We start from the raw sequence: 14,833 nt of genomic DNA on the forward strand, positions 1-14,833 counted from the left end.
AGCTTTCGTCGGCGATGACCTGGATCAATCGCCCTGGAAGGCTTTTATTCATTGCATAATCAGTCAATATAATCGCAATTTCATGCACCCTAAAGACGATTACTTTTCCTTATGTCGCTGCGTTATTTTGCAGAAATACTATCACGCGTGAAAAACAGTGCGTTCATGCGACTCTGACGCACATAGCAGAATAAAAATCTGCCATTAAAACCCCATTCAGAATAGAACATCAGAAACAGCGCTTTTAGATAGTGAGTCAGATCACACTATGCTGCCGCCTGGTAACGCGTTCATTGAATGTAAAAATCCTTAAATAACCATAAATATCAATAACATAAACATCTTTTAGCACATTTTTGTATAAATAAGCTCGGCATTTGACCTGTGTACGGATTCCCGATAACTTGGGAATCCGCTGGAAGCTTTCTGGATGAGCAGTCTGCTCATCATATTTATGCAGTAATTGAGATTCCCTCTTAAGCAAGTCCTCAACACTTGTGTATCGATGCGAAAAGGAAATTAAAGAGGGCGACATGCGAGGCAATTGCCCCGTCGCCATGCTCTTTTTGTGCCTGTGCGTAACGTTCTGGAGGGGCTCTCGTAGAGCCTGGGGAGGTTCACTGATATGTTGTACGATAAATCTCTTGAGAGAGATAACTGTGGTTTCGGCCTGATCGCCCACATAGAAGGCGAACCTAGCCACAAGGTAGTGCGTACCGCTATTCACGCACTGGCCCGAATGCAGCACCGCGGCGCGATTCTCGCCGATGGCAAAACCGGTGACGGTTGCGGCCTGCTGCTGCAAAAACCCGATCGTTTTTTCCGCATCGTTGCGGAAGAACGCGGCTGGCGCTTAGCTAAAAACTACGCCGTTGGTATGCTGTTCCTGAATCAGGATGCCGAAAAAGCCAACGCGTCGCGCCGTATTGTAGAAGAAGAACTTCAACGCGAAACCCTGTCGATTGTCGGCTGGCGCGATGTGCCAACCAACGAAGGGGTGCTCGGTGAAATCGCCCTCTCCTCGCTGCCTCGTATCGAGCAAATTTTTGTTAACGCCCCTGCGGGCTGGCGTCCGCGCGATATGGAGCGCCGCCTGTTTATCGCCCGTCGCCGCATCGAAAAGCGCCTGCAGGAAGATAAAGAGTTCTACGTATGTAGCCTCTCGAATCTGGTGAACATCTATAAAGGTCTGTGTATGCCAGCGGATCTGCCGCGCTTCTACCTGGACCTGGCGGATCTGCGTCTGGAATCGGCCATTTGCCTGTTCCACCAACGCTTCTCCACCAACACCGTACCGCGCTGGCCGCTGGCGCAACCGTTCCGCTACCTGGCGCACAACGGTGAAATCAACACCATTACCGGTAACCGCCAGTGGGCGCGTGCGCGTACTTACAAATTCCAGACGCCGCTGATCCCGGATCTGCATGACGCCGCGCCATTCGTCAACGAAACCGGCTCCGACTCCAGTTCCATGGATAACATGCTTGAACTGCTGCTGGCGGGCGGGATGGATATTGTGCGCGCCATGCGTTTGCTGGTGCCGCCAGCATGGCAGAACAACCCGGAGATGGATCCGGATCTGCGCAGCTTCTTTGACTTTAACTCCATGCATATGGAGCCGTGGGACGGCCCGGCGGGCATCGTGATGTCCGATGGGCGTTTCGCCGCGTGTAACCTCGACCGTAACGGCCTGCGCCCGGCGCGCTACGTCATCACCAAAGACAAGCTGATCACCTGCGCCTCTGAAGTGGGGATTTGGGATTACCAGCCGGACGAAGTGGTCGAAAAAGGCCGCGTTGGCCCTGGCGAGCTGATGGTTATCGATACCCGCGGCGGACGCATTCTGCACTCCGCTGAAACCGATGACGATCTGAAAAGCCGCCACCCGTACAAAGAGTGGATGGAGAAAAACGTCCGCCGTCTGGTGCCGTTCGAAGATCTGCCGGATGAAGAAGTCGGCATGCGCGAAATGGACGATGACCTGCTGACAAGCTACCAGAAACAGTTTAATTACAGCTTCGAAGAGCTCGATTCAGTGATTCGTGTGCTGGGCGAAAACGGCCAGGAAGCGGTCGGCTCAATGGGCGATGACACGCCATTTGCCGTGCTTTCCAGCCAGCCGCGCATCATTTATGACTACTTCCGCCAGCAGTTCGCGCAGGTCACCAACCCGCCCATCGATCCGCTGCGTGAAGCGCACGTGATGTCGCTGGCGACCAGCATTGGCCGCGAGATGAACGTCTTCTGCGAAGCGGAAGGCCAGGCGCACCGTTTGAGCTTTAAATCGCCGATCCTGCTGTTCTCTGATTTCAAACAGCTGACGACGATGAAAGAGGAACACTATCGCGCTGATACGCTCGATATCACCTTCGACGTCACCGAAACCACGCTGGAAGAGACCATTAAAGCGCTGTGCGATAAAGCTGAGCAGATGGTGCGTAACGGCACGGTTCTGCTGGTGCTCTCTGACCGTAATATCGCCAAAAACCGTCTGCCAGTTCCGGCACCGATGGCCGTTGGCGCGATTCAGACCCGCCTGGTGGATAAGAGCCTGCGCTGCGACGCCAACATTATTGTTGAAACCGCAAGTGCCCGTGATCCGCACCACTTCGCGGTGCTGCTGGGCTTCGGCGCGACGGCAATCTACCCGTACCTGGCATATGAGACGCTGGCGAAACTGGTGGACAGTAAAGCCATCGAAAAAGATTACCGCACGGTGATGCTGAACTACCGTAACGGCATCAACAAAGGGCTGTACAAGATCATGTCCAAAATGGGCATTTCGACTATCGCCTCTTACCGCTGTTCGAAACTGTTTGAAGCCGTCGGCCTGCACGATGATGTTTCCGGGCTGTGCTTCCAGGGCGTGGTCAGCCGTATCGGCGGAGCCGGTTTTGCTGACTTCCAGCAGGATCTGCTGAACCTTTCCAAACGCGCATGGCTGGCACGTAAGCCGCTGGAGCAAGGTGGTTTGCTGAAGTATGTCCACGGCGGCGAGTACCATGCGTACAACCCGGATGTGGTGCGCACGCTGCAACAAGCGGTACAGAGCGGCGAATACAGCGATTACCAGCAATACGCGAAGCTGGTGAATGAGCGCCCGGCGGCAACGCTGCGCGATCTGCTGGCGATTACGCCGAATGGCGAAGCGGTGAGCCTGAAAGATGTTGAACCGGCGACGGAGCTGTTTAAACGCTTCGATACCGCAGCGATGTCCATCGGCGCCCTGAGCCCGGAAGCGCACGAAGCACTGGCGGAAGCGATGAACAGCCTCGGTGGGTTCTCCAACTCCGGTGAAGGCGGCGAAGATCCGGCGCGCTACGGCACCAATAAAGTGTCACGCATCAAACAGGTGGCCTCTGGTCGTTTCGGCGTTACGCCTGCGTACCTGGTCAACGCGGATGTTATTCAGATCAAAGTGGCTCAGGGGGCAAAACCGGGCGAAGGCGGTCAGTTACCGGGTGATAAAGTCACGCCGTATATCGCTAAACTGCGCTACTCCGTGCCTGGCGTTACGCTGATCTCCCCGCCGCCGCACCACGATATTTACTCTATCGAGGATCTGGCGCAGCTGATTTTCGACCTGAAACAGGTCAACCCGAAAGCGATGATTTCCGTCAAACTGGTTTCCGAACCGGGCGTTGGCACCATCGCGACCGGCGTGGCGAAAGCCTACGCTGACCTTATCACTATCGCCGGTTATGACGGTGGTACTGGTGCAAGCCCGCTCTCTTCGGTGAAATATGCCGGTTGTCCGTGGGAGCTTGGCCTGGTAGAAACCCAGCAGGCGCTGGTGGCTAATGGCTTGCGTCATAAGATCCGTTTGCAGGTGGATGGCGGTCTGAAAACCGGCCAGGACATCATTAAAGCGGCGATTCTGGGTGCGGAAAGCTTTGGTTTCGGTACCGGCCCGATGGTGGCGCTGGGCTGTAAATATCTGCGAATTTGTCACCTGAACAACTGCGCGACCGGTGTGGCTACCCAGGATGAGAAGCTGCGTAAAAACCATTATCACGGTCTGCCGTTCAAAGTGACCAACTACTTTGAATTTATCGCCCGTGAAACCCGCGAGCTGATGGCGCAACTGGGCGTTAAACGTCTGGTGGACTTGATTGGCCGTACCGATCTGCTCAAAGAGCTGGATGGCTTCACTGCCAAACAGCAAAAACTGGATCTGTCGAAACTGCTGGAAACAGCGGAGCCGCATCCGGGCAAAGCGCTCTACTGCACCGAAAACAACCCGCCGTTTGATAATGGCGTGCTGAACGCGCAGTTGCTGCAACAGGCGAAACCGTTTGTCGATGAGAAGCAGAGCAAAACCTTCTGGTTCGATATTCGCAACACCGATCGTTCCGTCGGCGCGCTGCTGTCGGGTTATATCGCGCAAACACATGGCGACCAGGGGCTGGCGGCAGATCCGATCAAAGCGCACTTTAGCGGTACCGCAGGCCAGAGTTTCGGCGTGTGGAACGCAGGCGGCGTGGAACTCTATCTGACTGGCGACGCCAACGACTACGTGGGCAAAGGTATGGCTGGCGGCTTGCTGGCGGTACGTCCACCGGTTGGTTCTGCCTTCCGCAGCCACGAAGCGAGCATTATTGGTAACACCTGCCTGTATGGCGCAACCGGCGGTCGTCTGTACGCCGCAGGCCGTGCGGGTGAGCGTTTCGCGGTACGTAACTCTGGCGCTATCACCGTGGTGGAAGGTATCGGCGATAACGGCTGTGAATACATGACCGGCGGTATCGTCTGCGTATTGGGTCGAACCGGTGTTAACTTTGGTGCGGGAATGACGGGCGGCTTCGCCTATGTGCTGGATGAAGATGGTGAATTCCGTAAACGCGTGAACCCGGAGCTGGTGGAAGTGCTGAGCGTCGATGACCTCGCCATCCACGAAGAGCACCTGCGCGGTCTTATCACCGAGCATGTGCAGCATACCGGTTCGCAGCGCGGCGAAGAGATCCTGGCGAACTGGCCAGCCTTCGCCAGCAAATTCGCGCTGGTTAAGCCGAAGTCCAGCGATGTGAAAGCACTGTTGGGTCACCGTAGTCGTAGCGCAGCAGAGCTGCGTGTGCAGGCGCAGTAAGGGGTAGCAATGAGTCAGAACGTATACCAGTTTATCGACTTGCAGCGCGTTGATCCGCCGAAGAAAGCGCTGAAGATCCGTAAAATTGAATTTGTTGAAATCTATGAGCCGTTTTCAGAAGGCCAGGCCAAAGCACAGGCAGATCGCTGCCTCTCCTGCGGCAACCCTTACTGTGAGTGGAAATGCCCGGTCCATAACTACATCCCGAACTGGCTGAAGCTGGCAAATGAGGGGCGTATTTTTGAAGCGGCTGAACTGTCGCATCAGACCAACACCTTGCCGGAAGTGTGCGGCCGCGTTTGCCCGCAAGACAGGTTGTGTGAAGGTTCCTGTACGCTGAACGACGAGTTTGGCGCGGTGACCATCGGCAACATTGAACGCTATATCAATGATAAAGCGTTCGAAATGGGCTGGCGCCCGGATTTGACCGGCGTGAAACAGACCGATAAACGTGTGGCGATTATTGGTGCAGGTCCGGCAGGTCTGGCCTGTGCCGATGTACTGACCCGCAATGGCGTGAAAGCGGTGGTGTTCGATCGTCACCCGGAGATCGGCGGCCTGCTGACCTTTGGTATTCCTGCCTTTAAGCTGGAAAAAGAGGTGATGACCCGCCGTCGTGAAATTTTCACCGGTATGGGTATTGAGTTCAAACTCAATACCGAAGTGGGTCGCGACGTACAGATTGACGAGTTGCTGAAAGAGTACGATGCGGTGTTTCTTGGCGTCGGGACTTATCAGTCGATGCGCGGCGGGCTGGAAAATGAAGACGCAAACGGCGTGTTTGACGCGCTGCCGTTCCTCATCGCTAACACCAAGCAGATTATGGGCTTCGGTGAAACGCCGGAAGAACCGTATGTCAGCATGGAAGGCAAACGTGTTGTGGTGCTTGGCGGTGGCGATACCGCAATGGACTGTGTGCGTACGTCAGTGCGCCAGGGCGCGACGCACGTTATCTGTGCCTATCGCCGTGACGAAGAGAACATGCCAGGGTCGAAACGCGAAGTGAAAAACGCGCGCGAAGAGGGCGTGGAGTTCCAGTTCAACGTGCAGCCGCTGGGCATTGAAATCAATGCCAACGGTAAAGTGTGCGGCGTGAAGATGGCACGCACGGAAATGGGCGCGCCGGATGCGAAAGGCCGTCGTCGTGCGGAAATTGTTGCCGGTTCTGAACATGTGGTTCCGGCCGACGCGGTTGTTATGGCGTTTGGTTTCCGCCCGCACAGCATGGAGTGGCTGGCGAAACACAGCGTTGAGCTGGATTCGCAGGGTCGCGTGATTGCGCCAGAGGGCAGCGAAAATGCGTTCCAGACCAGCAATCCAAAAATCTTTGCTGGCGGCGACATCGTGCGTGGCTCCGATTTGGTGGTAACGGCAATTGCCGAAGGCCGTAAGGCAGCGGACGGCATCCTGAACTACCTCGAAGTGTAATATCCATGTAGCGACCAAAAAGGAGGCTTCGGCCTCCTTTTTTATGCGCATGTTAAACACAAAAAAAGCAGAACCATCAGGTTCTGCTTTCCAGGTTACTTCACCACACGCAGCGATGGACGCCCACCGCGCGGCGGCGGATCGTCATCCGGGCTGTTATCGTGATCGTCTTCGTGATCGGGTTTATCACCGTCGATAACCGACATCACCGTCTCGCTTTCCTGCGCTGAAGTATGGTCGTCATCGTTCAGGCTGACGACCTCTTCATCGTACGCGGCTTCCGGTTCAAACATCGTACCGGCGCCGTTTTCACGGGCATAAACCGCCAGCACGGCAGCCATTGGCACTTCAACCTGACGCGGCACGCCGCCGAAGCGCGCGTTGAAACGCACTTCGTCATTCGCCAGTTCCAGGTTGCCAACCGCACGCGGCGCAATGTTCAACACGATCTGCCCGTCACGCGCATACTCCATCGGCACGCGTACGCCCGGCAACGTCACATCAACAACCAGATGCGGCGTAAGCTGGTTATCCAGCAGCCATTCGTAGAAGGCCCGCAGTAAATACGGACGGCGTGGAGACAGTTGTGACAAATCCATGCAGTTAACCCCGGCCCAGGCGCATTTCGCGCTCGGCTTCTGTCAGAGAGGCAAGGAAGGAATCACGCTCGAAAACGCGTGTCATATACCCTTTCAGCTCTTTCGCACCGGTACCACTCAGTTCGATACCCAGTACCGGCAGACGCCACAGCAGCGGTGCGAGGTAGCAGTCAACCAGGCTGAACTCGTCGTTCAGGAAGTACGGTTTCTGGGTGAACAGCGGGCCAATCGCCAGCAGCTCTTCACGCAGCTGTTTACGCGCCGCGTCCGCCTGTGCGCCACTGCTGTTCTGGATGGTATTCATCAGCGAATACCAGTCTTTCTCAATACGGTGCATGTACAGACGGCTCTCGCCGCGCGCCACCGGGTAAACCGGCATTAACGGCGGGTGCGGGAAACGCTCGTCCAGATATTCCATAATGATGCGTGATTCCCACAGGGTGAGTTCACGATCTACAAGTGTCGGTACGCTTTGATTCGGGTTGAGGTCAATCAGATCCTGAGGAGGATTATCCTTTTCCACGTGCTCAATTTCGAAGCTGACACCTTTTTCGGCCAGCACGATACGGACCTGATGGCTATAGATGTCCACAGGACCAGAAAACAGCGTCATTACCGAACGTTTGTTGGCAGCGACAGCCATGAAAACCTCCAGGTATATATTCAGAATTTACTGCTACCGGACTTAATCGACCGGTCAGATGTTGAGTTAACTACCCGCGCGTACTGTCACTCTCGTTATAAGGCAAACAAAAAATGAACAATCCCAGCCATTTGGGCAGAAAATTGGATGATAGTTTACCAGATTTTGCGGGCTTTGTGGTGAGGGGATTCTGGAAATGCTGAAAAAGAAGAGATAATCAATGGATTGCTGTGGATAACACGATCTTTATCCATAAAAAAACCCGGTTCGCACCGGGTTTTTTCGCCAATCGTTCTGCCGAAGCAGAAACCAATTAACGTTTGGAGAACTGCGGACGACGACGTGCTTTGCGCAGACCGACTTTTTTACGTTCAACCTGACGCGCGTCACGAGTGACGAAGCCAGCTTTACGCAGTTCGGAACGCAGGGACTCGTCGTACTCCATCAGAGCGCGGGTGATACCGTGACGGATCGCACCAGCCTGACCGGAGATACCACCACCTTTAACGGTGATGTACAGGTCCAATTTTTCAACCATGTCGACCAGTTCCAGCGGCTGACGAACTACCATGCGGGCAGTTTCACGACCGAAGTACTGTTCCAGCGAACGCTGGTTGATTACGATTTTACCGTTGCCCGGTTTAATAAACACGCGAGCGGCGGAGCTTTTGCGGCGACCAGTGCCGTAGTATTGATTTTCAGCCATTGCCTATAATCCCGATTAGATGTCAAGAACTTGCGGTTGCTGTGCCGCGTGGTTGTGCTCGTTGCCAGCGTAAACTTTCAGTTTACGGTACATAGCACGACCCAGCGGGCCTTTTGGCAGCATGCCTTTAACCGCGATTTCAATCACACGCTCAGGACGGCGAGCAATCATCTCTTCAAAGGTCGCTTCTTTGATACCACCGATGTGGCCGGTGTGGTGGTAATACATTTTGTCTTCACGCTTGTTGCCGGTTACAGCAACTTTTTCTGCGTTCAGAACGATGATGTAATCACCCGTATCAACGTGCGGAGTGTATTCCGCTTTATGCTTACCGCGCAGGCGACGAGCCAGTTCGGAAGCCAGACGGCCCAGAGTTTTACCGGTCGCGTCAACAACATACCAGTCGCGTTTTACGGTTTCTGGTTTAGCTGTAAAAGTTTTCATTAAAAGCTTACCCAAATAATTAGTTACACGTTGGTGAACACCCAAACGTTTAGTCAGTTGAGGTTCACACGACATTGTCCAGCAAACCTACCCCTTCGAATAGCCTATGCCGGCGCAGAGAAAGTTTCGGGAAAAAAACCTTCTTGTAACGTGGGGTCGCAGGATTATAGAGAAGTCGGGGTCAAAGATCGACCCCTTTTCGTGATTTGACGCAGGTTTTGTCGCCCTCTGGCAATAAAAGAAGGCAAGGCCGCATCAGGGCATATGTGCGCGTTTCAGATATTCTTCGCTCTGCATCTCCTGCAAGCGAGATAAACAGCGCTGGAACTCAAACTTCAGCCGCTCACCCTTATAGATGTCATGCAACGCTGCCGCGGCGCTAACCACCAGCTTCACGTGACGCTCGTAGAACTCATCCACCAGCGCGATAAACCGCCGCGCTTCGCTCTCCATCAGCGGCGTCATCACCGGCACATCAAATAACATTACCGTATGAAAGAGCCGTGAAAGCGCAATGTAGTCATGCTGGCTGCGGGCATCCACGCAGAGGGTAGAAAACGACACCGCCAGCGTCTGGTTTTCCACACCCAGCGTGGGCAATGGCCGATGATTAATCTCCAGTTCCGGCGCGTTTTGTCGTGCCGCACCCGCCAACGCCAGCCACAATTTGTCCATCTGCTGAGCGGTACTGGCATCTAACGGCGTTAACCACAGGTGCGCCTGCGTTAGTGTACGCAGCCGGTAGTCCACACCCGCGTCGACATTCATGACGTCGCAAAACTGCTTAATAGCGTCAATCGCAGGTAAAAACCGCGCCCGCTGCAAACCGTTACGGTACAGTTCATCCGGCGGAATGTTCGATGTCGCAACCAGCGTGATACCACGTGCGAACAGCGCTTTCATCAGCCCGCCAAGCAGCATGGCGTCCGTGATATCCGAGACAAAAAACTCGTCAAAGCACAGCACATCGGTTTCGGCTTTAAAGCGGTCGGCCACGATTTCCAGCGGATCGCTTTGCCCCTGTAGCGAGGTCAGCTCTTCATGGACGCGCAGCATAAAGCGGTGAAAGTGCAGACGCTGTTTACGCTCGCCGGGCAGACTTTGATAGAACATGTCCATCAGCCAGGTTTTTCCCCGCCCGACGCCGCCCCACATATAGAGACCACGCACAGGTGCGGCTTCTTTGGGCTCACGTTTGCCGAGCAGCTTGCTAAATTTCGCCATCAAGCCACCACGTTGCGGCGCGGCGGGTTCGCTTCGGTTAATTAATGCCTGGTAAATGACATCCAGCCGTGAGACGGCTTCTTTTTGCACATCATCCGGTTGATGGCTACCCTCGTTCAGGGCATTTAAATATCGCGATGTTGGGGAAAGGCTCTGCATGGTGTTGTTGTTATTCCTTGAAAATCGATCCGCCCCCACAGGGTTGACGAAAAAAAGGCCGTTCTACACTACGCGATGCTGCGTCAGGATTCCACTTCTGCACGATTAGCGGTTATAGTGGCACAATCAGGCGCAGGCAGGAGCTTGCAGCCCACACCCTACGGAATCAAAAAACAACGGGAGAAGTTCATGACCTGGGAATATGCGCTAATTGGGTTGGTTGTCGGCATTATTATTGGTGCCGTGGGTATGCGTTTCGGAAACCGCAAATTGCGCCAACAGCAGGCCTTGCAGTATGAGCTGGAAAAAAACAAAGCGGAACTCGAAGAGTATCGCGAAGAGCTGGTAAGCCATTTTGCCCGCAGCGCTGAACTGCTGGATAACATGGCGCACGACTACCGCCAGCTTTATCAGCATATGGCGAAAAGTTCGTCCAGCCTGCTGCCGGAAATGTCTGCGGAAGAGAACCCGTTCCGCAACCGTCTGGCTGAATCTGAAGCCAGCAACGATCAGGCACCGGTGCAGATCCCGCGTGACTATTCTGAAGGTGCTTCCGGCCTGCTGCGCGGCGGCGCCAGCCGTAAGTAATCGAACACATCATAAATATTTACGGGCGCGCTCCTTGCGCCCGTCCCTTCTTGCGCATCGCAGCTATTATTTAGTCATTCACCTCATTGTTACCCGGTTGAAATTTCAATAACATCAAACTGTTTTGGGGCGTCATTCCTTCCACTTCAGGTTACGAGAGCCAGCATCAATGAAGAAACAAACCCAGCTGTTGAGTGCATTTGCGTTAAGTGTCGGGTTAACTCTCTCGGCACCCCTTCAGACCCTTGCGGCAATGCCGTCACAAGTCCCTGGTCAGGGAGCGTTACCCAGCCTCGCGCCGGTGCTGGAAAAGGTTCTGCCAGCGGTTGTTAGCGTGCAGGTAGAAGGCACGGCGGTACAAGGTCAGAAGGTCCCTGAAGAGCTGAAAAAATATTTCGGCGAAGAGATGCCGGATCAACCCCAGCAGCAGCCTCAGCCGTTTGAAGGTCTCGGCTCCGGGGTGATTATCGACGCCGCTAAAGGTTACGTGCTGACCAATAACCACGTGATTAACCAGGCACAAAAAATCAATGTGCAGTTGAATGACGGCCGCGAATTCGAAGCCAAATTGATTGGCGGCGACGACCAGAGCGACATTGCGCTGCTGCAATTACAAAATGCGAGCAATCTGACGCAAATTGCCATCGCCGATTCCGATCAACTGCGCGTTGGCGACTTCGTTATTGCCGTTGGCAACCCCTTCGGCTTGGGGCAAACCGCCACATCCGGGATTGTCTCTGCGCTCGGTCGCAGCGGCCTGAACCTTGAAGGGCTGGAAAACTTTATCCAGACCGATGCTTCCATTAACCGTGGCAACTCCGGCGGCGCGCTGCTCAACCTGAACGGCGAACTTATCGGCATTAACACGGCGATACTCGCACCGGGCGGCGGTAGCGTCGGCATCGGCTTCGCGATCCCAAGTAACATGGCGCAAACCCTCTCTCGCCAGTTGATTCAGTTTGGTGAAATCAAACGCGGTCTGCTGGGCATTAAAGGCACCGAAATGAGCGCGGATATCGCCAAAGCCTTTAACCTGAACGTGCAGCGCGGCGCATTTGTCAGTGAAGTGCTGCCGAATTCGGGTTCGGCGAAAGCAGGGATCAAATCGGGTGATGTGATTGTTAGCCTGAACGGTAAGCCCCTGAGCAGCTTCGCTGAACTGCGTTCGCGTATTGCGACCACCGAACCAGGTGCCAAAGTGAAGTTAGGCCTGTTACGCGATGGTAAACCAATGGATGTTGAAGTGACGCTTGATAAAAGCACCTCATCTTCCGCCAGCGCCGAACTGATCTCTCCATCACTGCAAGGCGCGGAGCTGAGCGATGGTCAGCTGAAAGATGGCACCAAAGGCATCACCGTTGGTAATGTGGAAAAAGGCAGCGCCGCCGCGCAGGCTGGCCTGCATAAAGATGACGTGATCATTGGCGTTAACCGCGATCGTGTTCAGTCGATTGCTGAAATGCGCAAAGTGCTGGAAGCGAAACCTTCCGTTATGGCACTGCATATCGTGCGGGGCAACGACAGTATCTATCTGCTGCTGCGCTAAGTAATTCTGCCGCCGGACATCACCGCCTGCGTGTGATGTCCGGATAACTCATGTTATGCTGCTGCCGTTCTCCTTTTAATGACTATCCCATCATGTATGTGAAGCTTTTACGTTCCGTGGCAATCGGTTTGGTCGTCGGTGGTCTGATCATCGCCGCCATGCCTTCGCTGCGTAAAAACATTCCGCTCGCGACGCCGCAAATCGACAGCGCCGATGAAACGCCTGCCAGCTATAACCCGGCAGTTCGTCGCGCAGCGCCTGCGGTCGTGAACGTCTATAACCGTAGCCTGAATAGCTCCACCCATGATCGCCTCGAAATACGTACGCTCGGTTCCGGCGTCATCATGGATCAACGCGGCTATATCATCACCAACAAACATGTGATCAACGATGCGGACCAAATCATTGTCGCGCTGCAGGATGGTCGGGTGTTTGAAGCGTTACTGGTGGGCTCGGATACGTTGACTGATCTGGCGGTATTGAAGATTAATGCGAACGGCGGCTTGCCGGTGATCCCCATCAACACAAAGCGCACACCGCATATCGGCGATGTGGTGCTGGCGATCGGCAACCCGTATAACCTTGGTCAAACGACGACCCAGGGGATTATTAGCGCCACGGGTCGTATCGGTCTGAATCCCAGCGGGCGGCAAAACTTTTTGCAGACCGATGCATCCATTAACCACGGTAACTCCGGCGGCGCGCTGGTGAATTCGCTGGGCGAACTGATGGGTATCAACACCCTGTCGTTTGATAAAAGTAATGACGGCGAAACGCCGGAAGGTATCGGATTCGCCATTCCCTTCCAGCTGGCGACCAAAATCATGGATAAGTTGATCCGTGATGGCCGCGTGATCCGTGGCTATATTGGCATTGGAGGCCGGGAGATCGCGCCGTTGCATACTCAGGGCGGCGGTATCGATCCGATCCAGGGGATTGTCGTCAACGAAGTCTCGCCGGATGGCCCGGCGGCACGCGCGGGGATTCAGGTCAATGATGTGATCACCTCGGTGAACGGAAAACCGGCTGTTTCCGCCCTCGAAACCATGGATCAAGTGGCGGAAATCCGGCCAGGGTCTGAAATTCCGGTCGAGGTCATGCGCGACGACAAGAAACTCACCTTCAAGGTCACGATTCAGGAATACCCGGCGACCAACTGAGTGCCATAAAAAAAACCGGAGCAACAGGCTCCGGTTTTTTCTTCCTGCACGTGCAGGACAACAAGGCTTAACGATTGACGAAATCGACACCAAGCTGAATATCTTTTTTCAGCGTATCCAGCATGCCTTCCAGCGACTGCTGTTCAAATGCGCTGAGCTTACCGATAGCATGACGCTCCTCGATACCGTTTTTGCCCAGCAGCAGCGGCTGCGAGAAGAAACGCGCGTATTCGCCGTCACCTTCCACATAAGCGCACTCAACAACGCCTTGCTCGCCCTGCAGCGCGCGCACCAGCGACAAACCAAAACGTGCGGCGGCCTGGCCCATGGAAAGCGTTGCTGAACCGCCACCCGCTTTCGCCTCGACCACTTCTGTACCGGCGTTCTGAATGCGTTTTGTCAGATCGGCCACTTCCTGTTCGCTGAAGCTTACGCCCGGGATTTGCGACAGCAGCGGAAGGATTGTTACACCAGAGTGACCACCGATAACCGGGACTTCGATATCCGTTGGCTGTTTGCCTTTCAACTCTGCCACGAAGGTGTTGGAACGGATGATGTCCAGCGTGGTAACGCCAAACAGCTTGTTCTTATCGTAAACACCGGCTTTTTTCAGCACTTCAGCGGCAATCGCGACTGTCGTGTTTACCGGGTTAGTGATGATGCCAATACAGGCTTTCGGCGCGGTTTTCGCCACCTGAGCGACCAGGTTTTTCACGATACCAGCGTTGACGTTAAACAGGTCGGAGCGATCCATACCCGGTTTACGCGCCACACCCGCGGAAATCAGCACCACATCGGCGCCTTCCAGCGCAGGCGTCGCATCATCGCCGGAGAAGCCTTTAATGGTTACAGCGGTAGGAATATGGCTGAGGTCAACGGCAACCCCAGGGGTTACAGGTGCAATATCATACAGGGAGAGTTCTGAACCTGAAGGCAGTTGTGTTTTCAGTAGTAGGGCGAGCGCTTGACCGATACCGCCGGCCGCGCCGAGGACTGCGACTTTCATCCTAAACTCCTTATTATGGTTAGCTAAATATTTTGTTACTCCGTTGCGGCGACCTTAATCCACCCTGGTAATTATGACAGTAAACGCGCCAAAATAGTGCGGCGCAGCCCACTGTTAAGATCTTATATAAGGATGGATATGACCGTCAGATCGGCAAGCTAAGCAACTAACACTCAGAGTCTATAATATAGCTGCGATATTCACCAAAATAACATCAACTTTATAACATTTAATTTACTTTTTA

General features: G+C 54.4%; 11 protein-coding genes. 5 read left to right on the top strand and 6 right to left on the bottom strand.

Going from position 1 to position 14,833, the window contains the following annotated elements; translation table 11 throughout:
• Nucleotides 1-625: 625 nt before the first annotated feature.
• Nucleotides 626-5,086, top strand: coding sequence for a glutamate synthase large subunit (gltB, locus tag DFO56_RS20895; RefSeq protein ID WP_072051656.1), 4,461 nt, complete (start codon nt 626-628; stop codon nt 5,084-5,086).
• Between the two features lie 9 nt (nt 5,087-5,095).
• Nucleotides 5,096-6,514, top strand: a complete 1,419-nt coding sequence (locus DFO56_RS20900; RefSeq protein ID WP_020455452.1) for a glutamate synthase small subunit — start codon at nt 5,096-5,098, stop codon at nt 6,512-6,514.
• Nucleotides 6,515-6,609: 95 nt separating this feature from the next.
• On the opposite strand, the gene sspB is transcribed toward DFO56_RS20900, so the two are convergent.
• The 5 genes from sspB to zapE all read right to left on the bottom strand — a co-directional run bounded on the left by sspB (nt 6,610) and on the right by zapE (nt 10,289).
• Nucleotides 6,610-7,113 carry a ClpXP protease specificity-enhancing factor gene (gene sspB / locus DFO56_RS20905; RefSeq protein ID WP_020455453.1) on the bottom strand — a complete coding sequence of 168 codons (504 nt, stop codon included), beginning with the start codon at nt 7,111-7,113 and terminating at the stop codon, nt 6,610-6,612.
• Between the two features lie 4 nt (nt 7,114-7,117).
• Entirely contained in the window at nt 7,118-7,756 is a 639-nt protein-coding gene (gene sspA, locus DFO56_RS20910; RefSeq protein WP_045512693.1) for a stringent starvation protein SspA, read from the bottom strand.
• 313 nt (nt 7,757-8,069) lie between these two features.
• On the bottom strand, nt 8,070-8,462 hold the full coding sequence (rpsI, locus tag DFO56_RS20920) for a 30S ribosomal protein S9 (protein WP_000829818.1): 393 nt from the start codon (nt 8,460-8,462) through the stop codon (nt 8,070-8,072).
• Between the two features lie 15 nt (nt 8,463-8,477).
• Nucleotides 8,478-8,906, bottom strand: a complete 429-nt coding sequence (gene rplM, locus DFO56_RS20925) for a 50S ribosomal protein L13 (RefSeq protein ID WP_004868222.1) — start codon at nt 8,904-8,906, stop codon at nt 8,478-8,480.
• Nucleotides 8,907-9,161: 255 nt separating this feature from the next.
• Entirely contained in the window at nt 9,162-10,289 is a 1,128-nt protein-coding gene (zapE, locus tag DFO56_RS20935; protein ID WP_045512699.1) for a cell division protein ZapE, read from the bottom strand.
• Nucleotides 10,290-10,478: 189 nt separating this feature from the next.
• Between zapE and zapG the strand changes: the two genes are divergently transcribed.
• The 3 genes from zapG (at nt 10,479) to degS (ending at nt 13,583) form a co-directional block, all read left to right on the top strand.
• Nucleotides 10,479-10,877 carry a Z-ring associated protein ZapG gene (gene zapG / locus DFO56_RS20940; RefSeq protein WP_017457307.1) on the top strand — a complete coding sequence of 133 codons (399 nt, stop codon included), beginning with the start codon at nt 10,479-10,481 and terminating at the stop codon, nt 10,875-10,877.
• Nucleotides 10,878-11,046: 169 nt separating this feature from the next.
• The gene (degQ, locus tag DFO56_RS20945) at nt 11,047-12,423 is read left to right on the top strand and encodes a serine endoprotease DegQ (protein WP_045512702.1); all 1,377 of its coding nucleotides are present in this window, start codon (nt 11,047-11,049) and stop codon (nt 12,421-12,423) included.
• Nucleotides 12,424-12,515: 92 nt separating this feature from the next.
• A complete protein-coding gene (gene degS / locus DFO56_RS20950) occupies nt 12,516-13,583 on the top strand; it encodes an outer membrane-stress sensor serine endopeptidase DegS (protein WP_020455456.1) in 1,068 nt (355 codons plus the stop codon).
• A gap of 67 nt (nt 13,584-13,650) precedes the next feature.
• Here degS and mdh read toward each other — a convergent pair whose 3' ends face one another.
• Nucleotides 13,651-14,589, bottom strand: a complete 939-nt coding sequence (mdh, locus tag DFO56_RS20955) for a malate dehydrogenase (protein ID WP_020455457.1) — start codon at nt 14,587-14,589, stop codon at nt 13,651-13,653.
• Between the last annotated feature and the right edge of the window lie 244 nt (nt 14,590-14,833).

The organism is Kosakonia sp. AG348 (assembly GCF_003337365.1).
In the GTDB taxonomy this organism is placed as follows: domain Bacteria; phylum Pseudomonadota; class Gammaproteobacteria; order Enterobacterales; family Enterobacteriaceae; genus Kosakonia.